The organism is Streptococcus sp. Marseille-P7376 (assembly GCF_902460385.1).
In the GTDB taxonomy this organism is placed as follows: Bacteria; Bacillota; Bacilli; order Lactobacillales; family Streptococcaceae; genus Streptococcus; species Streptococcus sinensis.
The window spans coordinates 66,248-87,154 of record NZ_CABPTS010000001.1 but is presented as its reverse complement, the minus strand read 5'-3'; the positions used below and the strand labels follow the sequence as shown (position 1 = coordinate 87,154).

Here is a 20,907-nt window from a genome sequence, read left to right as displayed (position 1 = left end):
ACGCTTTCGAAAAATAAAAGTTTGTGATATACTGTACATAGTTTAATTTAGAGGAGAAATTATAATGGTCGAATCGACATTTATTCCAAAACTAGAAGCAGCTTGTCGCAAGAAAGAAGGCTTGTTCGATACAAACAAGGGTAAGTATGCTGTCCGCTCTATCTTTGCGGGAGCTTTTCTAACCTTTAGTACAGGAGCAGGAGCTATTGCAGCAGATTTGACAAATAAGATTGTCCCAGGAACTGGACGCTTTCTCTTTCCCTTTATCTTCGCTTGGGGCTTGGCCTACATCGTCTTTCTAAATGCCGAGCTGGTGACATCCAATATGATGTTTCTGACAGCTGGTACTTTCCTAAAGAAGATTGATTGGAAAAAAGCGCTGATTATTTTGTTCTATTGTACCTTCTTTAACCTGATTGGGGCTCTGATTGCTGGTTGGCTCTTTGCCAATTCGGCGGCTTATGCAGGACTTAGCAAGGACAGTTTCATTGCTGGTGTTGTGCAGATGAAGCTTGCTCGTTCTAATGAACTTGTTTTACTTGAGGGCATATTGGCCAATGTCTTTGTTAATATTGCTATTCTTTCCTTTGTCTTAGTCAAGGATAGTACAGCCAAGCTTTTCTTGGTTATTTCAGCCATTTATATGTTTGTATTCTTAACCAACGAACACTTGGCAGCCAACTTTGCTTCTTTTGCTATCGTTAAGTTTAGCTCAGCTGCATCAGAGGTGGCAAATTTTGGCATCGGAAATATCCTGCGTCACTGGGCTGTGACCTTCGTAGGGAACTTGATTGGTGGTGGCTTGCTTATCGGTCTGCCGTATGCTTGGTTCAATAAAAAAGAAGAACATTATGTAGATTAATCTGCAGCTTGGTGTTGCAATAATTCTATAAAAAAATATTTTAAAAAGATTGCTCAAAAGACTTGCAATCTTTTTTTATCTGTGATATCATTATTAATGGTTTGAAAAAACTGCCTAAGACAGTAGGGGAGCTCGACTCATAAAGATCCTACCGAGGACAAAACGTATCATGTAAAAGAAGCGTATTGTACTTTCGTGTCTAGGTTTGGGCGCGTTTTTCTTTTGGAAAAATTCCCCAAGCAAAATAATTACGGAGGTGAAACACTAAATGAGTGAAGCAATTATTGCTAAAAAAGCGGAATTAGTTGACGTAGTAGCTGAAAAGATGAAAGCTGCCGCATCAATCGTCGTTGTTGACGCTCGTGGTTTGACAGTTGATCAAGATACTGTTCTTCGTCGTGAGCTTCGTGGAAGCGAAGTTGAGTACAAAGTAATCAAAAACTCAATCTTACGTCGTGCAGCTGAAAAAGCTGGACTTGAAGATCTTGCATCAGTATTTGTTGGACCATCTGCAGTAGCATTTTCTAACGAAGATGTTATCGCACCAGCGAAAATCTTGAACGATTTTTCTAAGAACGCAGATGCACTTGAAATTAAAGGTGGTGCTATCGAAGGCGCTGTCGCATCAAAAGAAGAGATTATTGCACTTGCAACTCTTCCAAACCGCGAAGGACTTCTTTCTATGCTCCTTTCTGTACTTCAAGCGCCAGTTCGCAACGTTGCACTTGCTGTCAAAGCAGTTGCAGAAAGCAAAGAAGACGCAGCTTAATCTTAAGCTACGCAGCGTAGCCTAGCTACGAAAAAAACTATTATAAATTTAAAACTTATTTGGAGGAAATAACAATGGCATTGAACATTGAAAACATTATTGCTGAAATTAAAGAAGCTTCAATTCTTGAATTGAACGACCTTGTAAAAGCTATCGAAGAAGAATTTGGTGTAACTGCGGCTGCTCCTGTAGCTGTAGCTGCTGCTGGTGGTGCTGAAGAAGCTGCTAAAGATTCATTTGACGTTGAATTGACTGCAGCAGGCGACAAGAAAGTCGGCGTTATCAAAGCTGTACGTGAAATCACTGGTCTTGGACTTAAAGAAGCTAAAGCGCTTGTTGACGGTGCACCAGCACTTGTTAAAGAAGGCGTTGCAACTGCAGAAGCTGAAGAAATCAAAGCTAAATTGGAAGAAGCAGGAGCTTCAGTTACTCTTAAATAATCAATACCAGATTGTTTAAGGCTGAAAGCCTAGTATTAAAACCTTTTCGTTGAGTTAAGGTGATTTTAAAAAAGGATGTTTTACTTGAAACACCGCTAAAAACACCCCCACAATAATTTGTGGGGGTGTTTTTGCATTTTTAGATAAATTTTTTATACCAAAATTGGAGATTGATTTATTGATTTTTGAGACTTGAAGGGGAGTAACCTTATGGTTTATTAAAACTAACAAACTTTAATGTTATAAATTGACAGCGTTTCCATTTTTGTGTAATATCAATACTATAGGACAAACATATATTCATTTAAGGAGGAAACTAGGATGCAATTATTGATTGAACTGCAAAAAATAGATCAGTTTATCTTGCCGGTGAACTATAATTATCTCCTTCAATCAATGATTTATAATTTATTGAAAAATAAGGAAGACTTATCTGTACAACTTCATGAGAGGGGCTATCAGTTAGAGGATAAACATTTTAAGTTGTTTACGTTTTCATTGTTGCAAGGTCAATATAAAATGCAAGGAAAACGAATAGAGTTTCTTGATAAGGTTAGGTTCGAAATTAGAACGATTGATCAATCCATTTTATTCACTATTGCAGAGTCCTTGTCAAATCTAGATGAATTGCGAATTGGTCGAAATCTTGTAAAAATTTTAAATGTAAAAATTGGAGAGAAGAAATTGACGGGGACTTCTTATAAGATTCGGATGATTTCTCCCTTGGTGGTTCGTTCTACAGATGCTGACACCAAAAAAACATTGTATTACAATCCGTTTGATACGGAGTTTCATAGCAGAATCATGGAGAATTTTGAGAGGAAATATCAAGCTTTTTATCATAAAGTACCGACAGGTAGATTTGATATAGAGCCGATAAATTTTTCTTTAAAAAATAAATTTGTTACCAAATACAAAGACTTTCTCATAACAGGTTGGAGAGGAGAATTTGAGATAAGAGGAGATGCGGAGGTGTTGGATTTCCTCTATCAAGTCGGGATTGGTGAGAAGAATTCGATGGGATTCGGAATGTTTGTGATTGAAGAATAGGAGGATAAAATGGATATGGAATTTAGGAATTGTAAGTTAGAGCTTGACTTAAAATGTCATGCGCCAATTATTCATTTCCAGCCTAGTGTTAATGCTAAAGGAGCTACTCTTAGGGCTAGTGAAGTGAAGCCGAAATTTGATAAATATCTTTGGACGAAGGAACCTGAGGAACTTGCAACCTATGAACTGTTACCTTATAAGATGAAGTTTATAGCAAAAAAGAAAAAAGAGGTGATAGACGAAAACAAAGAAGATGAAGATGTTGATATCCCTCTCTATTATGCTAAGGACCAAAAAAGAATGGTCATAACTAATCCAAGAATAGTCATTACTTGTTTTGACCCTACTCTTCAGAAATTGATAATTAAGCATATCAAAAACTTTTTCATAGTGACAAATTTTGGAGCTGCGCAAGGAAAAGGATATGGTAGTTTTACTGTAATTGATCCTGAGAAAAATGATCAGGTTGAGCAAGAAAATATTGAAAAAATCTTAATGGAAGAGTTTGGTTTAAAAACATTATATAAGATAGATTGTAAAAAACTATCTGAGAAGTTATCTAAGTTTGATGCGGCAAAAATGATTTTTAGAGTCATTGAAAACTTCTATAAGATTATTAAAGGAGGGATTAATCATAAGAACTATATAAAAGGTTTTTTGTTTATATATATGAATGAGAAGGGAATAAAAAATGAAAAAGCTGCTTTAAAAACAGAAATTATAGATATTCCATACTCTTCAAATCAAAACAAAGTAACACAGGAATCCCAAATTAATAGCCATAAAGAGTGTTATGTTAGAGCACTGCTTGGTCTATCTTCTTCCTTTGCTTTTAAGGATCAAAGAAGGGAAAATGGTGGTCCAGTTGATGTGAATATTAAAATTTCACATGCTGATGAAACGATCGAACGTTTTCCTTCTCCTTTAACATTTAAGGTGATTAATAATATTGTTTATATTATTCCTAAAAAAATTGATGAGAGAATATGGGAAAAAGAATTTGTTTTTACCTATGAACTTGATAAAAAAAGGGGGCACGTTCATGGTATTCAGCCAAAAGAAAAGCCAGAGGAACTAGAATTATATACTCCAGATTCAAATGAATTTTGTTTAGAAGATTTTTTAGAAGAAGCTGTTAAATATTATAACGAAAAAAGGAACAAAATTACGATAAAATTAGCCAATAATGAAGCAACAAAAAATGGATCAAAAAGGAAAGAAATAGAACTTCCTCAAGTGGTTGAAGTCAAATAAAAAGGAGATGAATAAATGAAATACGTAGGTATTACAATCGGTCCGATTTTTAAAACTATTGGAGAGGCGATCTCTCCGGCAGGTTTGTGGTTTGGCAGTTATTTTTTCTCAACGGTGACAAAGAAGCTCTGTGAAAAACTTGTTGAGATTCCAGAGGTTAGGATTTTTTCACCGTTTTATGACTCTAATAGTAAACAAGACCCACAAGAAGATGGTATTGGTCGTTACCATGATCGGATTTTGTTTTTAGATGTTGATAGTGGGGTAACTAAGGAACAATTACAGGATATAATTTCAGCAGTGAAGAAGGAAATGGCTGGGAAATTCGGAGTGTTTAATTCAGGGCAGATTGAGAATTTTATTAACAATTATCTGAGAATTGATTTTGTTATTCTTGATGAAAAAACCATGAATGGAATTATAGAAAAAAGAGAAAAAGAAGGTGAGGATGGAAACAATATAGCTATTATACTGAATGATGCTTTGGATGCACTGGAGCTGATGGCTGCGGGTAAGGGAAGAACAGATAAGAATCTATTTGCTTCGTTCTTTGCAGGCAAGAAAGGCAATCGGAATATCTATATTAAAGAAAGTAAGCTATTTACAGATACCAAACCAAATAGTCAGTTGGTTATAAAACATCCAGATCGTGATTCTGATTTAAAATCAATTGAAGACATTGCTCTATCTCGAAAGAAAGAGGAAAGCTCTTCTGAAGAGGCTCTTGATGGTGAGGTAGCACCGATCAGAAGCGAATACTACGCAGTCGTTAATTCGGATGGAGATAAGGTCGGAACTCTTTTGAAAGCTTTATGTAAAGATGTAGAAATCTCCCAACAGTCTGATAGGATAAATAGTTTTTCGAAGGCTTGTTTAGACTATGCTGGTGAAGCGGCTGAGCTTGTCGGAAATTATGGGGGGATGACGATTTATGCTGGAGGGGATGATTTACTGTTTATCGCTCCTGTTTACTCTCTTTTTTCCTTATGTCGTGAATTGGACGAAACGTTTAAAAATACCTTGAAAAAAGGCCTGAAAGAAATTCTGTCAGATGTTGAAATCAATGTCAGCTTGTCCTTTGGTGTTGCTGTTCAGTATGTAAAATATCCTCTATATGAAGCACTGGAAAGAGCTAGAGTTCAACTTTATAAGGCTAAAGAAAGCTGCGGTAATCGTCTGGGGATAGAGTTAGTCAAGCACAGTGGGAAAACTGTTCAATTGATGGTAGAAAACGAGAAGTTGGAGGCCATTGATACATTGATAACATATCGAGCAGCTATGAAAGCTCAAGCACTGGAATCGGTTCTCTATAATCTGCAAGATACAGAAATAGTTTTTAAACTGTTGTTTGAGAAGACTGCACAGAATGCATTTGACCTTCAAGAATATAAAACCAGATTTTTAAATAATTTTAACAATCCAAACCAGTTGTCTTATCATAGTTATCTTGACGAAATAGCTAAATTTTTCTATGACAACTATTTGAAAGAGTATCATAAGCCAGATACGAAAGTAAAGGTTGATGGGGTTTGTACAAAACGAAACATAAGTATAGGGGAATTCTATACTAAAGAGTTACAGGCTATTTTATTTTTGGTGAAGTTTTGGCAGGGAGGCAAGTGATGACAGAATATCTTGTGACTTTTAAACCGCTGGGAGATTATTCTTTTGGTTCAGACAGACACTTTAGTTTTGTCAGTAGAAATAACTATTCGAATGATGAATATGCCCCCTATTTTATCCGTACTAATCGCGTTCCTGAGCAGTCCACAGTCTTTGGGATGATACGCTATCTTATCTTAGTCAGTAATGGGATTCAGCTGAAGCAGGATTTTCGGTATGATGACGTTACGCGGAATAAGATGAAAAAACTAATCGGAGAGAAGAGCTTTTCTCTAAATGGAAGTGTACAACATTTCGGAAAATTAGAAAAAATCTCTCCCATCTTTCTGCTAAAAAATAGTGAGGAAATTATCATACCAAATCCGTTTAACAACAAGCAGGTGAAAGAGGGGATTGAACAGTTTGCACCAATGATACTAGAAGAAATTAAAGTATCGACTAGTTTTGGTGAGATCTCTCTTCCTAAATCTAAGGAATATAATCCTAAAGAAGGGTATGGAAATGGCTATTATAATATTAAGACAGGCTGCCTAGAAGCAATCGAAGATATTTTTATGACTAAGGTAGCGACTGGTGTAAGGCGTGTTACGCAGAAGGATCTGCAGAACCTGAAGATAAATATTCGAGATTTATGTGAGTCATTTGTGAATAACGCTATGAAACAAAAGGTTTCTAATTTAGATAGGAACAGCAATCTTAGTTTAACCGAGTTTATAACTAATTTTATGGATTTGTTAGAAAAGCACAACAAAGGGGAAAAAAATCACTTTCAAGAAAAATTGGAAAAATTATCACAAAATTTTGATGCTGACCGTCTATTTAAGCGAGAGGTACATCAGCTACAGAAGGACTACGAATTTGCTGTCTATGTAAAGGTTAAGGATGGTATTGTATTAAAAGATGGTATCGTTCCTATGGGACAGAAAGGCACCCTTTTCAAGGTTTCTGTTCAAAAATCTGAAAATAATGAGAATAATTTAGAAAGTGAAATCACAAAGCATTTCCAGAAGCATACTCCACAAGGTCAGACTTGGCAATACTGCCTATCAGATGTGTGCTTGTTAGATGATGTTAAGGGCTTTGCGATTTTAGAGGAAAAACTAGTTCGCCAGCTTCATACAGACCTTAGTAAAAATCGTCTGAAAGGTCTCAGTCTGCAAGGTCATCACCTTCTATACAAGGCGGGCAGTGTCTTTTATGGTGATGATAAAATTCCGTTAAAATCTGGCATAGAAGCAGCAGGCTATAATGTTATTTGCAAAATTGAAGGAAGTAAGGAGTAAAAAATGAAAGCAAAAATTTTTGTCATTGAATGTATAACAAACTTGCATGTAGGCAATGGGGATGTAAATTTTAACATCATTGATAACGAAGTGGAGCGCGATGTTGTGACGGGATTTCCGACGATTAACTCCTCAGGCGTTAAAGGTGCTCTGAGGTCCTTCTTTGAAGAAAATAAGTTATCGAAGATTAATGAAATATTCGGTTCGGAAAATAGTAAGGTTACTACTTCAGGAGCACTAAAATTTCTTAGTGCGAATCTACTAGCCCTGCCAATTCGTTCAATAAGTGGTGGGGATAAGCCCTATTCAATACATGCTCCGAAAACAGCCTGTGAAGATTTCAAGCAAACGCTTAAAAATTTTCAATTAGAAAATGTTTCAATAGCAGAAATAAATGGCGGAGATGAGAAGATAACTCTGGACGAAGATAATTCTTGCTTTGAAAAATATGGATTACCAGTAATTGCTCGGAATAGTGTCGGAGTACAAACTAATTTGTGGTATGAGGAAGTTGTGCCCCACAAATCGATTTTCTATTTTGCAGTGGTGGCATCAACCAGTGAGGCAGATGACCTTTTAGATGTGTTTACAGAGTCGGTGAGAGAAAAAATCATCCAGTTTGGTGCAAATGCTTCCGTAGGTTATGGACTTTGCAAGGTTATTAAAGTGATTTCAGAAAATGAAGAAGGAGTCAACAATGGATAAGAACAGAATTAATCGGTTGCTTCCTATTGCTGTTGAGGTGATTAAAAATAAGCTTTCGGAGCCAATTCCAAATGAGTTTCGAGGATATATCGCTTCTTTTGGAGCCGCGGTTACTATGGGAAGTCTCCCAGCCGCAGTCGCCTATTATTCGGCTGCATCAAAAAATGCCAAAGAAGATCGCACCAAGCTCCCTGTTATGATTTTGGAAGTTTTGAAGGGAGAAAATACAGCTATTACGGTAGACACCTTGTTTGAGTATGTGACATCGTTCAAAAATGATAATGAGAGTTTCGCTATTAAAGAAGATGTACTGCATGCAGCAATCGCAATCAAACTAGGGTTAAATTTGTTTGAAATTGAGTCAAAGGATAAAAAAGTCAAGGAAGACGAGAAAAATGGAGGGTAAGGATGATGTTTAATTCAAAAAACATGTCTTATATCTACTATCATGAATATTTTGAAGGTTTAAAAGAGCGGAAAGAACCATCAGGTCTAGTTTATGAACTGGGTAGGCAAAAAAAATCTAGTGAAGAGCAATTTGGTGAGAGAAATATGGCTTTGCAGGATTTTAAATTTGACCTTTCTCTATCGCCTTTGGAGCATTTAAAAAATGCTTCAAAAGGTGTAGCAAGTTTCCAAACCTTTTCTTTGGAAACTATTTATCCTGGCCTCATGATAGGAACTGGCAATCCCCATGATTTGAAATCAAAGGGTTCTATTTATTCTGGCTTTTCATTTGATTATGTAACGGGACTGCCCTATATACCTGGCTCCTCTGTCAAAGGGGTATTGAAAAGCGTCTTTCCTACGAAAGAAGATACCAAAGATGATATTAATCAGCAAAAGATGGAATATATTAAGTCACTTCTTAAGCCAGTACTTTCTGATGAAGAAGTTTATGGCTTGAAAGATAATATTTTTGAAGATAATGATGTCTTTTTAGATGCTTATCCCTGTCCAACCTCTAAGCAACAGTGCCTAGCATTGGAGTTTATTACGCCTCATAGTGACATCATCAAGAATCCTATTCCAATCAACTGTCTGAAGGTTAAGCCAGGAGTCTCTTTTGAATTTGGCTTTTATCTGAAAGAGTGTCAGCTTTCAGATGGAGTTCAAATTACGGTTAAAGAAAAAATAGAGTTATTTAAAACCATCTTAACTGATGTAGGCATTGGTGCTAAAACAAATGTTGGTTTCGGACAGTTAGAGTAGCAGAGGAAGCTTTTATGAAACAATTTGAGTTGTGGCTAGATGAAAGTGGGAAATTTGCAGATTCTGAGTCTCAAAGAGAGGAAATTTACTCTTTTCTCGGTGGTGTGCTAGTTGAAAAGGCTGCTATTAAAAACTTTAACTTTTCTAGCATTCTTAATGATGACTCATTAAATCATGCGATGAATATGACCCCAAATCAGAAAAAGCAATATGTTATTCCTAAATTGATTGAATTTAAAAATCAGACGGATGCGCGTTATATCTTTTTTGAAAATATTGAGTGGCAGGGAAATGGGGATAATCGACAACTGTATTTACAAATCTTATCCGAGGGTCTCATGCAACTCACGCAGCTATTGGAGGCAAAATATGGTGATATCAGATTGGATATTATCATTGCCAGTCGTGTAGCTCGAAAAGGCATAGAGGAGTTTGTTCATATTCAGGAGTCTGAATATAAGCGTGCCTTTACAACGAGTTTAAAAACAAGTGAAGTCAGCTATCGTTCTGGGACAGATGTTCAATTTCAGTTGAAAAAAGCGACGGAATCACAAAGGTTAATTTTGGCGGATTTTGCTTCGAATATTCGGCGGATGTATTTGCGAGACCTTCCAGTCTTTCGGGATCAGAGAGCAGTCTTGCGCAATTTATTTGAGGATTCTTATGTATTTTCTCTGTTAACGTTATCCTCAGATAGTCGCATCCGATATTTGCTTACTCAAAATGATGTATCAGAAGCTCTGATGGAATACTATACATCTCAAACTATAAAGACCAAGGGAACATATTTACATCTGATTGTCGATCGAATGGAGTATCTGAGTTACAGAGTGTTGAAGTCGCAATTAAAACAGTTTGCTTCGGAGATTTTAGCTTATACAGCGAGACAGGATGATTATGAGAAATCTATTGAGATATTTACAGAGATTTGTGATCAACTACTGCCACTTTTGAGAGATAAAAAGTATCCATATGAGTTGTTTGCTTTTGAAGTATTCCTGCAACTAAGCGATGTCTACCTGCGTTCTGGCCGTTCTTGTCAAGCAGGTCAAGTCATTTCTCAAAGTTTAGAATTGGTAAAGATTTCTGAAAATAGCTTAGAAAATCTTTTTAGCCTCTATCGAATCAAGGAAAAACTCGCTGTATTTTACATTGACAGTGGTCAGTATAAAAAAGCTTCTCAATTAATGGCAGATCTCCGAGCTATTTTTGAAGACCTGCTAGATCTATTGTTAACTTATGATTCAATTTCAAATTATTTTCAATCCTTGAAGTCCGAATACTATGGGGATGTTCTCTGTATGGAAATCTATAGTCTCTTATTTCAAGCCCAGCAGGAAGATTTTAAATTAGAGAGTATCATCCGTTTATCTGATGATGGCTTGCAGCAGTATCCGAGTTTTCCTGGAGAGTTGGAGCGTCATCGGCAATATCGTAGCAGAATTGAACTTCTGAGGAAGGATGCTAAAGCTGCGCTTCATTGGTTGATTTTAGCGATTGACTATGAGCATCAGATGGATAGTGAGATAGATGAGGTTGTGATTCAAGATTTTTGGGATAGGGTTGAGCGACAAGAGACAACCATTAGTCAACAGTTCTATGCCATGTATTACTCTTTAATCATGACTGAGGCTTATCAGCAGGATATAGACTTTGCTAAACTACTTTATACTGCCTTTGTCAAACATCCAATCTATCAAGAGTTCTTTTCATTTTACAAGCGAAATAAGTTAACAAAGTTAGTCAATACGGAGAAAATTTTCTACCATCCTATGGAGATAGTCTATTGGAATTTTGCTAATTATTATCGCTTTGAGGGACAAATGGAAGACAGCCTGAATTGCTATGATAAGGCTATTAAAGTATGTATGAGAAACCAAGATAGTTTCACGTTAAAACTACGCTCCATTCCAATCTATGCAGCTAAAATTAGCTGCGAGAAGTTGCAAGGGAAAAAATCTAATACTTACGAAAAATTAAAAGCTACCCTTCATCAATTGGAAACAATGGTGACGGGCTATACTGGCAAAAATGATGTTGATTTTTCAGAAACGCAAGAATTGCTGAGAGAATGGACGGGATTTTTTGACAATCTTGATCAAAAGTCGGAGGCTATTACTGATAAGCTTTGGTCTTTTTCTCAGAGATGGAGATATTAAATGGAGTATCGTTTTATTGTAGATGCTGAAGTGGATGGTCTTTATGGTCCTCTGCTGACGATGGCTGTCATAGTCACAAAACTAGATGGAACGGAAGTAGCCACTTTTTACGGTGGTATACCTAAGCAGATCGCGGAGACCAAAGAAGCCTGGGTACTGGAACATGTCATTCCCTACATCGGAGCTTACCAAGTCTTTGCTACAGAAGAGGAACTTTTGGAAGAGGTCTGGCAGCTCTGGTGTACTTATCGGACTTCCGCGCGTTGCTTTGCAGATGTACCCTTTCCTGTAGAGAGTCGGCTTTTCCATAAGATAGTAGAAAAGGATAGGAAAAATAGAGCATTTTTGGCTCCTTTCCCTATTATTGATGTTGCCAGTCTTTTGTACGCAAGAGGATTTGAACCCATTGGAAACCGACTGGATTTAGTCTCGCATTTCGAAGGAAGGCTGCATAATGCGCTAGATGATGTCAGACTATCAAGTCGTATCATCCAAAGACTGCTTGGTGAGTGAGATGTTTTCGTTAGAAGAGCTATTTTCGAAAAGAAATCAAAGAGAAGCACTCTTGCATCTATCAGGTAAGCCAAATAGAGTAGGTAGTGATGGTGTGCTTTTGAGCGAATTAGCAGATTATTGGTCGATGAACTCAGAGAGTATTCGGAAGGTAATAGAGCAGGGAAAGTATCGGCCGAGTTTGATTTACCAAACAGACTTTATTAAAAAGTCAGGTGGTAAAAGAAAAATTTCTTCATTTGGGACAGTAGACCGCTTCATCTTGAGGTTGTTGGAACAAAAGCTAAATCGCTACCTTAATGATAGCTTTTTAGAACATTGTTTTGCTTATCAGGAAAATAAGGGCGTGCTGGCTGCTGTTTCTTGCGTGCAACAATTTCTAAGCCAAAATCTTCATCACCTTGTTGAAATTGATCTCCATCATTATTTTGATCAGATTGACCTTGAAAAACTTCAAGAGCAGCTAGGCGGGATATTGGAAGATCGCAGGGTGCTTGATTTGCTAACTGCTTACCTGTATGCAAGTGTTTCGTATCAAGGGCAAGTACATGAGAATACAATCGGCTTAATTCAGGGGAGTGCGATCAGTCCTGTTTTAAGCAATCTATATCTGAGGGATTTCGATCAATTTTTAGAGAGTAAGGGTTGGAATTGGCTTCGATATGCTGATAATATCTACATTTATTGCAAAAATAGGAGTGAGGCTCAGGCTATTTACAAAGAGGCGACGGAAGTTTTGGTACGCGATTTCGCTTTGGAAATCAATCAGAAAAAGAGCGGTGTCTTTGCTTCTATGAATCGCAGGGTCTTAGGTTATGATTTTCTCCTCAGGGAAGGAGAGGTAATTTGCCAGAAGCATCAGTATACTCCTCTCAGTTATTATTCTGGTTGGCATCCTAGTCAGCTAAATTTTGTCAATCGTCAGTATCATATAGTTGAAGGTGGCATTTTAAATCAAAAGGATTATTCGCTACTCTTTGAAAATGAAGAACATCGGTATCATTTGCCGATAGAGGCAGTGGAGCAGATTGATATTTATTCGGATGTCATTATTGCACCGCGGACGCTCAAGCTTTTGGCTCAAAAGAGGATCCCTTTGGTAGTTCATAATGACTTTGGCAATATCCAAGCCTACTTTATTCCTGAGACCATGAAGAGTCCAGCTCCGCTTTTATTGAAGCAGTGCCAAGTGTATCTGGACGAGGAAAAGCGTTTGCTGTTGTCCAAGCAGTTTGAATTATCGCATTTTCATAATTTGCGGGCAAACTGTCGCTATTATCTTAAAAGATATAAGTCCAATAAGCTTCTTTTTGAGATTGAGAAAGACTTGACGATGGCGATTAAGGAAGTTCATCGCAAAAAGTCGGTCGATGATTTGATGCTTTTAGAGGCACGGGTCAAGCAGATATACTATCCGATGTTTAATGAGATTTTGAATCAAAGTGGTTTTTCTTTTGTTAAGCGAACTAAGCGGCCACCCCGAGATCCACTAAATGCTTTGATTAGCTTTTGCAATACGATTTTGTATAGTCGTGTTCTGCGCCTGATCTGGCAGGCTAGACTAGATCCTAAAATCGGAGTGCTGCATGCTTCAAATAATCGTCCTTATAGTTTGCATCTGGATTTTGCGGATTATATGAAGCCAGTTATCGTGGATCGAGTGATTTTGAGCTTGATCAATAAACATCAAATCAATGCTACAGACCATTTTGAAGAAAGGGAAGACGGATCGGTTTATCTGAATCGTGAAGGGAAATATATCGTCTTGCGAAGTTTTGAGGAAAAGCTACAGACTAGGCTGGTCATGGGGCGTTCAACCTATACCTATGCCCAGCTTATTCAGCACGATATTCGTCAGTTTAAGAGAATCTTGCAGAAGGATGGGGACTTAAAACGCTTTAAACCCTACAAATACTATTAAAAAGTCGGTCGATCTTTTCGATTTTTTGCCTCCTTTTCAAAAGCTGTCAACCAAGCGGTTTATGAGCGATGGGTACAAAAAGATCGACCGACTTTTTTCATTGAAATCTTGAAAAAAGCCCTATTTTTTGATACAATCAATCTAGAAACAGCGAAAATACTGTTGTTATACCTTACCTATAAGGAATTGAGACTTATGAATCCAAACAGTCACCTTTGGCTTTCATTTGGTGGTAATTGTTATACCTTACCTATAAGGAATTGAGACATATTAAAGCTTCTTCGTCTTTTTCGTTTATTCCTAGTATTGTTATACCTTACCTATAAGGAATTGAGACTCTAGGCCATTCAAGATAGCATTGACACGGTCAGCTTTGCTAGGTTATACCTTACCTATAAGGAATTGAGACATACGAGCATAGTTCGTGAACCATCTTTACTTACTCCGTAGTGTTATACCTTACCTATAAGGAATTGAGACTTTGTAAATTCTGGCGCATTTACCCAAGCTACTTTTTTGTTATACCTTACCTATAAGGAATTGAGACATGAATTCGATGATTGTTTTTGTTGCCTGCTTTCTTGATTTTGGTGGTTATACCTTACCTATAAGGAATTGAGACATAAGATTTACACTAGAAAGATCGGGTTCTGTAACCGGTGGAACTTCTGGTTCGCTGTTATACCTTACCTATAAGGAATTGAGACAAGTAAGTCGTAAACACGATATCAAACTTCAGCTGAGTGAGATCGGTCAGTTATACCTTACCTATAAGGAATTGAGACGTTTCAGCGTCAAATGAAAAAATCTTTGCCATTATTCTTCTGTTATACCTTACCTATAAGGAATTGAGACGCTCTGCGTGAGCAGCCTTTTCAGCTTCAGACTTGTTATGTTATACCTTACCTATAAGGAATTGAGACTACCAGCATCCGCTAGAAATTCAACAGTCCATTGAATAGAAGGCCTATCGTTATACCTTACCTATAAGGAATTGAGACCTTAAGAATATGTGTGAAACTTTTAAAATGCGCAATCTTTTTTTAACCTTATCGCGTTATACCTTACCTATAAGGAATTGAGACAATTTATTTAAAACTTCTGTAATGGCACCTAAAATTTTAGTTATACCTTACCTATAAGGAATTGAGACTTCTCCCCGGGATTGAGAGTGATTACATCGGTTGGAGAGACTTTTGTGTTATACCTTACCTATAAGGAATTGAGACAAATAAGACTTCTGCGATCTAAATCATTGATTAGAAGTAAATAATTTGTTATACCTTACCTATAAGGAATTGAGACATATAAATGTCGGTATAAAACATCTTTGGTTTAACTCTGCAATTAAAGTTATACCTTACCTATAAGGAATTGAGACTCTCGAGACTTTTCGCTTATAAAAGCGTAAGTCCCGTCGATGCTTGGGGTTATACCTTACCTATAAGGAATTGAGACTTTTCAACTAGTTCATAATCGATCCACCTAGGTCTAGAGAGTTATACCTTACCTATAAGGAATTGAGACTTTTTTTGGTGTCATTGGTATTTTTTCGCAAGTGGAGATGTTTTTGTTATACCTTACCTATAAGGAATTGAGACAGAAGTTGCTCATCAGTGCCGAGGAAGCCCTTCATAGAAAAAGTTATACCTTACCTATAAGGAATTGAGACGAACTTGACATTAAATCCTTGAGAAGCAAGCTCCGGTTATACCTTACCTATAAGGAATTGAGACTAAGCAGAGGATGGTTTTTATCATCCTGAGACACTTCAGCATCCAGTTATACCTTACCTATAAGGAATTGAGACTCTTTCGGCGAAGTAGACCCTTCACCTTCTCCTTTAGTATAAAGGTTGGCTATGTTATACCTTACCTATAAGGAATTGAGACTGGTTAGAAAGACGTCAACGCTATTGTAAGGGTGAGTAAACTTAAATGTTATACCTTACCTATAAGGAATTGAGACTTACGAACAGCAGAAGAAGTACCAGTACCATTAGCAAGAGTTATACCTTACCTATAAGGAATTGAGACTCACGACGGAAGCTTCAGGACTATTTTTCCATTCCATCTTGCGGGAGTTATACCTTACCTATAAGGAATTGAGACCTAGCCCACACCCGATGGAAGTGGCAACTAAAGGGAAAGGCTCGTTATACCTTACCTATAAGGAATTGAGACTCTCTTGTACCAGTATCTGGCAATTTAGCTTTTGCTGGTTATACCTTACCTATAAGGAATTGAGACGACCTGGCTTCTGACCAGGGTTTGGCTGATCTGGCTGTTGACCTGGTTATACCTTACCTATAAGGAATTGAGACTCTTTTGAAGCTTCTACTATATCCTTGTATGAATTAGCAGTGATGTTATACCTTACCTATAAGGAATTGAGGATTGTGTAGCTTATAATAAACGGCAGCGGCTGTTTTTTTTTCCGTTGTTATACCTTACCTATAAGGAATTGAGACCTCAATTTGTCGAGGACTAATAGTCTTAGCATCACCCGGTTATACCTTACCTATAAGGAATTGAGACGCTTTGCCCTGATTAGCTGGGTCCTTTCTTGGATCTTTTGCGTTATACCTTACCTATAAGGAATTGAGACCCTAAGGAATGCAACGTTTTGCCGTCGCAATGATTCATCTCTTATCAGTTATACCTTACCTATAAGGAATTGAGACGTGATGTTGTAGTAAGTGCCGTTTTCGTACTCGTAGGTTATACCTTACCTATAAGGAATTGGTTGCTTCAACTGAAAAAACTTGCGGAAGCAAGTTTTTTGTGGTATATTGAAAGTGCTTTCTTGGAGAGATATTTGAATCGGAGGTTGTTTATGTCTGAGAGTCAATCTGTATATAGTCACCATATCTTTGTTTTGCCCTTTGCGGCCAAGGGGCTGGAGTCTTTTCCGAAGTCTTCCAATTGGGAGGAACTCAGCCAAGATGTCAATGAACTTCCCTATCTGAATGTAGAAGCTGGTGAAAAAAGCGAGCGTTTAAAGTACGCTTATCGCCGATATTTAAATAAAGAAGCAGAGGAGCTGATTTTCCGCAATCCTGAGCTGGTCACAAACTATGCTTATACTGGCTTAGAAAAAGGTGATGTGTATCGGATTTCTTATTATAATCAAATCGACAAACTTGAGTGTTATGACCTAACGCTTGACTATATCATGCTTCGTTATTTTCCAAATTTAGAAGCAGGTTTCCTGATTTTTTCAATGGAAAATCGTTGCAAAGATAAATTGGAAGATATTAAAAACATCAACCAGTATGGTCGTCATCTCTATGCTCCTTTCTTGACTCCATTGCTGCGTGATTTAGTCTCACCAAATAATATTGAGTTGATTAAGAGTGAAAAAGTTAATGAGGCTCCACAGCCATCTGGCTTGATTTCTTCCTATGGGATCATGTCGGCTCCGAAAGAAATCTTACAGGATTTCTTTGGCTTGCCTGAGGAAGCGATATTTCCGGAAGAAATCTCACAGTTTGAGTCTAAGCCTCACTTGGAAATCATCATTGATGACCGCATGTATGTGGTGAGCTACATGATGGTTCCTGAAGTAGAGGAGTTGATTTATAAAACGGCGAATTGGGCGAATTTTGATGATTCGAAGCATAGTTTAGAGGAGATGAAGCTTCTTTTTAGTATTTTATACGTTGATAAGGGAGATTCAACATGTCTGAGTCGAGATATGCTGAAGGCAGAGCTAGAGAAGCTTCTCTATACGAGGTGGTCAGCTGAGGGAAGCCTTTATATGGCCAGCCAGCATTCCATGATTTTTATGAGTGGTTCTGATTTTCCAGAATTTTTCCTCAAAGGCTACTTTTTGACGGAATATCTGGACTTGGCTTTGATTACGCTCAGTCAGAGGATTGGTATTTTGAAGTATTCCAAGGATGCGGGGGATAAGGTCAATGCTACAGTTTCTGATAAACTGAAGCTGCAGAAGGCTTACACGACCTTTAAAAATCAATTTTTGCTTCCAGAGCTGTGCCCGCAGGAGCAAGCAGTGGAAATCTACGAATTGCTACAAACCTCACTCTATATCGAGAAGCATATCAATCTCCTAGATAGTCAAATCAGTGAACTGCATGATATCAGTCAGACGGAAGCAAGTAATAAATTGAATGACAGAGTATTAGTGCTGACTGTTTTAAGTCTAGCTTTAGCAATTGTTCCGAATATCAAAGAACTGCAGGATAATTGTTTGACAATATGTAATCTGAGTCTGGCGTATTCATCTTGGCTTACTTTGCTCATTCTTCTTTCGACAGTTTGTTTCTTCTATTTCAAAAAGAGAAAATAAATGTATATTATCTTGACATATGATGTGCATCGCAAACGCGTGGCCAAGGTTTTAAAGACCTGTCGGAAATACTTGGTTCATGTGCAAAAGTCGGTCTTTGAAGGGCATATTACTCCAGCAAAGCTGAGCGCTTTACAAAAGGAATTAGCCAACATTATAGAACCTCAGACAGATTCTGTACAGATTTATCAGTTGGAATCTCCAAAATACACCAAGAAGATTCAAATCGGCATGGTAGAATCCAACGACTTTATTCTTTAGGGATTAAAGTGGTATCATAGTCAGTCAATCAATCGAGTCTGGGACAAAAGTCCTAGCCTCTCAATTGTCTTTGGATTGTCGAGCAAGACGCAGTGGTTGAGTGGGCTCTACTACGCTGATTTCATCAGCTTTTACAGCCCTACTCAACTGTGCGGAGGTGGGACGACGAAATCGAATTCTAACGAATTACCGATTTCTGTCCCACTCTCGATTTTTCTGATTTTGTCTTTCAAAAAGTCGGTCGATCTTTTCGAATTTTTGTCTCTTTTTCAAAGGCTGTCAACCAAGCGGTTTAGGAGCGATGGGTACAAAAAGATCGACCGACTTTTTTCATTGAAATCTTGAAAAAAGCCCTGTTTTTTGATACAATCAATCTAGAAACAGCGAAAATGCTGTTGTTATACCTTACCTATAAGGAATTGAGACTTTTACTGAGCCAGACAATGAATTACTGTCTGCATTATTCGTTATATGTTATACCTTACCTATAAGGAATTGAGACTCGACATTATCGACGATTTGATTAAGAGAGATTGGGCTATCATCGTTATACCTTACCTATAAGGAATTGAGACCTTTAAGAATAGCCGCCTTAATTTTCCCTTGGTCAAAGTTATACCTTACCTATAAGGAATTGAGACTCATGACCCCCTCCCGCTATTTGAGCTATGGAGATTAATCGTTATACCTTACCTATAAGGAATTGAGACACAACCTTGCTTGCGCCAGTCATTTACAGTTATCATAGTGCCAACCTGTTATACCTTACCTATAAGGAATTGAGACACCATTTCTGGTGGATTCACCCAAGCGACTTTTTCTTGGGTAAATGAATTTAGTTATACCTTACCTATAAGGAATTGAGACGACATCTCGACATGCGCTCAGCCATTGCCCGATCCCAACTAGTTATACCTTACCTATAAGGAATTGAGACCTGCTGTGGCTGATCCGGATTTGGTTGCGGCTGCTGTGGCTGGTTATACCTTACCTATAAGGAATTGCTTGTGTGTCTTTGTCTGTCTCCGAGGGCACCAAAAAAGCGAGCAAATTCTTGTCTGCTGGGAAGCCTGAGAATTTGTTCGCCTTTTGTTTTGGCTCTTTGTCAACTGTAGTGGGTTAACGAAAAGTCATACTCTGGAGAGGACAACATTTGTTCTCTCCTTTTTGATATTCAAAGCGATGAGGATGCGTTTTTTGAAGTTGTCAAAGGTCCTGAAGCCGAAAGCGTTGCGCTTGATAACCTTGATGAGGTTGTTAGTAGCCTCCAGTTTTGCATTTGAGTAAGGGAGTTCAAGAGCGTTGATAATTTTATCTTTGTCCTTGAGAAAGGTTTTAAAAACAGTCTGAAAGATAGGATTTATACAAGAAATTGTTTCTTCAATGAGTCCAAAGAAATGCTCCGCTTGTTTCTCTTGAAAATGAAAAAGCAAGAGTTGGTAAAGCTCATAGTGTTCTCTGAGTTCTTGAGAGTAAGAGAGTAGCTTTTCCAGAATCTCTTTGTTGGTCAAATGCATGCGAAAAATCGGGCGATAAAAGCGTTTATCGCTGAGTTTACGGCTATCTTGTTGGATCAGTTTCCAGTAGCGTTTCAGTGCCTTGTATTCGTGAGATTTTCGATCCAATTGCTTCATAATTTGAACACGAACACGACTCATAGCCCGGCTCAGGTGTTGGACAATATGAAAGCGATCGAGGACGATTTTAGCGCATGGAAAAAGTTGTCTAGCCAAGTCATAGTAGGGACTAAACATGTCCATTGTAATGACTTTAACGCTGTTTCGGACTTGTCTGGAATAGCGCAGAAAGTGATTGCGAATGGTTGCTTGCGTTCGTCCGTCCAGAATTGTGATGACCTTGAGCGAGTCAAAATCCTGCGCAATGAAGCTCATCTTTCCCTTCTTGAAGCCAGCTGAAACAGTCTCTCCCCAGACTGTTTCACTCCCAAGACATGTGTTCTGGAAGCCAGTTGAGATCAGTCTTGAACTCGAATTCTTTTAGTTTGCGAATGACGGTTGACGTGGAAACTGCTAAGCTTTCAGCGATGGCCGTCATAGGGACTTTCTCGATCAATTTTTGAGCGATTTTCTGGTTGACGATGGTTGCGATTTGGTGATTCTTCTTGACTAAGGGCGTTTCTGCGACAGCTACTTTCCCGCAATCCTGACAGCGGAAACGGCGTTTCTTTAACCGAATCAGCGTTTTGTATCCCGCACACTCTAGATAGGGGATTTTGGATTTTCTTTGGAAGTCATATTTAACCATTTGTCCTTGACAGTGAGGGCATTTAGGTGCGGGATAATCTAGCTTAGCGAGGATTTCTTTATGAGTCCCCGAGTCCTTGTAATCTAGAATGATGATATTTTTGTCTTTAATTTCGAGTAGGTTTGTGATAAAATTTAATTGTTCCATAAGATTCTTTCTAATGATGGTTTCGTTGCTTTTCATTATAGGTCTTATGGGACTTTTTTTCTACAACAAAATAGGCTCCATAATCCCTGCGGTGGATTTACCCACTACAGAAATTATAGAGCCCGAAAGTGA

Annotated in this window: 16 protein-coding genes, 2 CRISPR repeat arrays and 1 other annotated feature; of the genes, 15 read left to right on the top strand and 1 reads right to left on the bottom strand. The window is 37.9% G+C overall.

The features are described 5' to 3' along the window. Nucleotides 1-64: 64 nt before the first annotated feature. From FZ952_RS00390 to cas2, 15 genes are all read left to right on the top strand, one after another. On the top strand, nucleotides 65-862 hold the full coding sequence (locus tag FZ952_RS00390) for a formate/nitrite transporter family protein (RefSeq protein WP_062199285.1): 798 nt from the start codon (nucleotides 65-67) through the stop codon (nucleotides 860-862). A gap of 95 nt (nucleotides 863-957) precedes the next feature. After that, nucleotides 958-1,092, top strand: a sequence feature (ribosomal protein L10 leader region). A gap of 38 nt (nucleotides 1,093-1,130) precedes the next feature. After that, nucleotides 1,131-1,631, top strand: coding sequence for a 50S ribosomal protein L10 (rplJ, locus tag FZ952_RS00380; RefSeq protein WP_062199283.1), 501 nt, complete (start codon nucleotides 1,131-1,133; stop codon nucleotides 1,629-1,631). 74 nt (nucleotides 1,632-1,705) lie between these two features. Continuing rightward, the gene (gene rplL / locus FZ952_RS00375) at nucleotides 1,706-2,071 is read left to right on the top strand and encodes a 50S ribosomal protein L7/L12 (RefSeq protein WP_037617729.1); all 366 of its coding nucleotides are present in this window, start codon (nucleotides 1,706-1,708) and stop codon (nucleotides 2,069-2,071) included. 321 nt (nucleotides 2,072-2,392) lie between these two features. Next, the gene (gene cas6, locus FZ952_RS00370) at nucleotides 2,393-3,121 is read left to right on the top strand and encodes a CRISPR-associated endoribonuclease Cas6 (protein ID WP_148880181.1); all 729 of its coding nucleotides are present in this window, start codon (nucleotides 2,393-2,395) and stop codon (nucleotides 3,119-3,121) included. A 9-nt stretch (nucleotides 3,122-3,130) separates the two neighbouring features. Further along, nucleotides 3,131-4,375: a hypothetical protein gene (locus tag FZ952_RS00365; RefSeq protein ID WP_148880180.1), complete on the top strand. Its 1,245-nt coding sequence runs from the start codon at nucleotides 3,131-3,133 to the stop codon at nucleotides 4,373-4,375. 15 nt (nucleotides 4,376-4,390) lie between these two features. Further along, nucleotides 4,391-5,998, top strand: a complete 1,608-nt coding sequence (gene cas10 / locus FZ952_RS00360) for a type III-B CRISPR-associated protein Cas10/Cmr2 (protein ID WP_148880179.1) — start codon at nucleotides 4,391-4,393, stop codon at nucleotides 5,996-5,998. After that, a complete protein-coding gene (locus tag FZ952_RS00355) occupies nucleotides 5,998-7,281 on the top strand; it encodes a hypothetical protein (RefSeq protein WP_148880178.1) in 1,284 nt (427 codons plus the stop codon). The genes cas10 and FZ952_RS00355 overlap by 1 nt, the downstream gene beginning before the upstream one ends. A gap of 3 nt (nucleotides 7,282-7,284) precedes the next feature. Then, nucleotides 7,285-7,986: an RAMP superfamily CRISPR-associated protein gene (locus FZ952_RS00350; protein WP_148880177.1), complete on the top strand. Its 702-nt coding sequence runs from the start codon at nucleotides 7,285-7,287 to the stop codon at nucleotides 7,984-7,986. Beyond that, a complete protein-coding gene (locus FZ952_RS00345) occupies nucleotides 7,979-8,392 on the top strand; it encodes a hypothetical protein (protein ID WP_262366305.1) in 414 nt (137 codons plus the stop codon). The genes FZ952_RS00350 and FZ952_RS00345 overlap by 8 nt, the downstream gene beginning before the upstream one ends. Nucleotides 8,393-8,394: 2 nt before the next feature. Continuing rightward, nucleotides 8,395-9,198, top strand: coding sequence for a type III-B CRISPR module RAMP protein Cmr6 (cmr6, locus tag FZ952_RS00340; RefSeq protein ID WP_148880175.1), 804 nt, complete (start codon nucleotides 8,395-8,397; stop codon nucleotides 9,196-9,198). Between the two features lie 14 nt (nucleotides 9,199-9,212). Then, entirely contained in the window at nucleotides 9,213-11,357 is a 2,145-nt protein-coding gene (locus FZ952_RS00335; protein ID WP_148880174.1) for a hypothetical protein, read from the top strand. Then, nucleotides 11,358-11,870: a hypothetical protein gene (locus FZ952_RS00330; protein ID WP_148880173.1), complete on the top strand. Its 513-nt coding sequence runs from the start codon at nucleotides 11,358-11,360 to the stop codon at nucleotides 11,868-11,870. Continuing rightward, nucleotides 11,821-13,791 carry a CRISPR-associated endonuclease Cas1 gene (gene cas1 / locus FZ952_RS00325; RefSeq protein ID WP_148880172.1) on the top strand — a complete coding sequence of 657 codons (1,971 nt, stop codon included), beginning with the start codon at nucleotides 11,821-11,823 and terminating at the stop codon, nucleotides 13,789-13,791. The genes FZ952_RS00330 and cas1 overlap by 50 nt, the downstream gene beginning before the upstream one ends. 164 nt (nucleotides 13,792-13,955) lie before the next feature. After that, nucleotides 13,956-16,539: a CRISPR direct-repeat array (repeat unit 29 nt; unit sequence GTTATACCTTACCTATAAGGAATTGAGAC). 87 nt (nucleotides 16,540-16,626) lie between these two features. Further along, a complete protein-coding gene (locus FZ952_RS00320; protein WP_148880171.1) occupies nucleotides 16,627-18,102 on the top strand; it encodes a hypothetical protein in 1,476 nt (491 codons plus the stop codon). Next, complete coding sequence (gene cas2, locus FZ952_RS00315) at nucleotides 18,103-18,363, top strand: CRISPR-associated endonuclease Cas2 (RefSeq protein ID WP_148880170.1); 261 nt, start codon at nucleotides 18,103-18,105, stop codon at nucleotides 18,361-18,363. Nucleotides 18,364-18,760: 397 nt separating this feature from the next. After that, a CRISPR array of direct repeats spans nucleotides 18,761-19,371; the repeat unit is 29 nt; unit sequence GTTATACCTTACCTATAAGGAATTGAGAC. 122 nt (nucleotides 19,372-19,493) lie between these two features. On the opposite strand, the gene FZ952_RS00310 is transcribed toward cas2, so the two are convergent. Then, nucleotides 19,494-20,775, bottom strand: a protein-coding gene (locus tag FZ952_RS00310; protein WP_262366304.1) for an ISL3 family transposase whose coding sequence is annotated in 2 segments (ribosomal slippage) — nucleotides 19,494-20,304 and nucleotides 20,303-20,775 — 1,284 coding nt in all. Because the reading frame shifts where the segments join, the coding sequence is not laid out codon by codon here. Nucleotides 20,776-20,907 lie beyond the last annotated feature (132 nt).

What these genes read in the sequence shown, in the direction of transcription:
- cas1 (WP_148880172.1), top strand. Translation starts at nt 11,821, where the DNA reads ATGATGTCAGACTATCAAGTCGTATCATCCAAAGACTGCTTGGTGAGT.
- FZ952_RS00390 (WP_062199285.1), top strand. Translation starts at nt 65, where the DNA reads ATGGTCGAATCGACATTTATTCCAAAACTAGAAGCAGCTTGTCGCAAG.
- rplJ (WP_062199283.1), top strand. Translation starts at nt 1,131, where the DNA reads ATGAGTGAAGCAATTATTGCTAAAAAAGCGGAATTAGTTGACGTAGTA.
- FZ952_RS00330 (WP_148880173.1), top strand. Translation starts at nt 11,358, where the DNA reads ATGGAGTATCGTTTTATTGTAGATGCTGAAGTGGATGGTCTTTATGGT.
- FZ952_RS00345 (WP_262366305.1), top strand. Translation starts at nt 7,979, where the DNA reads ATGGATAAGAACAGAATTAATCGGTTGCTTCCTATTGCTGTTGAGGTG.
- cmr6 (WP_148880175.1), top strand. Translation starts at nt 8,395, where the DNA reads ATGATGTTTAATTCAAAAAACATGTCTTATATCTACTATCATGAATAT.
- FZ952_RS00365 (WP_148880180.1), top strand. Translation starts at nt 3,131, where the DNA reads ATGGATATGGAATTTAGGAATTGTAAGTTAGAGCTTGACTTAAAATGT.
- FZ952_RS00350 (WP_148880177.1), top strand. Translation starts at nt 7,285, where the DNA reads ATGAAAGCAAAAATTTTTGTCATTGAATGTATAACAAACTTGCATGTA.
- rplL (WP_037617729.1), top strand. Translation starts at nt 1,706, where the DNA reads ATGGCATTGAACATTGAAAACATTATTGCTGAAATTAAAGAAGCTTCA.
- FZ952_RS00335 (WP_148880174.1), top strand. Translation starts at nt 9,213, where the DNA reads ATGAAACAATTTGAGTTGTGGCTAGATGAAAGTGGGAAATTTGCAGAT.
- FZ952_RS00355 (WP_148880178.1), top strand. Translation starts at nt 5,998, where the DNA reads ATGACAGAATATCTTGTGACTTTTAAACCGCTGGGAGATTATTCTTTT.
- cas10 (WP_148880179.1), top strand. Translation starts at nt 4,391, where the DNA reads ATGAAATACGTAGGTATTACAATCGGTCCGATTTTTAAAACTATTGGA.
- FZ952_RS00320 (WP_148880171.1), top strand. Translation starts at nt 16,627, where the DNA reads ATGTCTGAGAGTCAATCTGTATATAGTCACCATATCTTTGTTTTGCCC.
- cas2 (WP_148880170.1), top strand. Translation starts at nt 18,103, where the DNA reads ATGTATATTATCTTGACATATGATGTGCATCGCAAACGCGTGGCCAAG.
- cas6 (WP_148880181.1), top strand. Translation starts at nt 2,393, where the DNA reads ATGCAATTATTGATTGAACTGCAAAAAATAGATCAGTTTATCTTGCCG.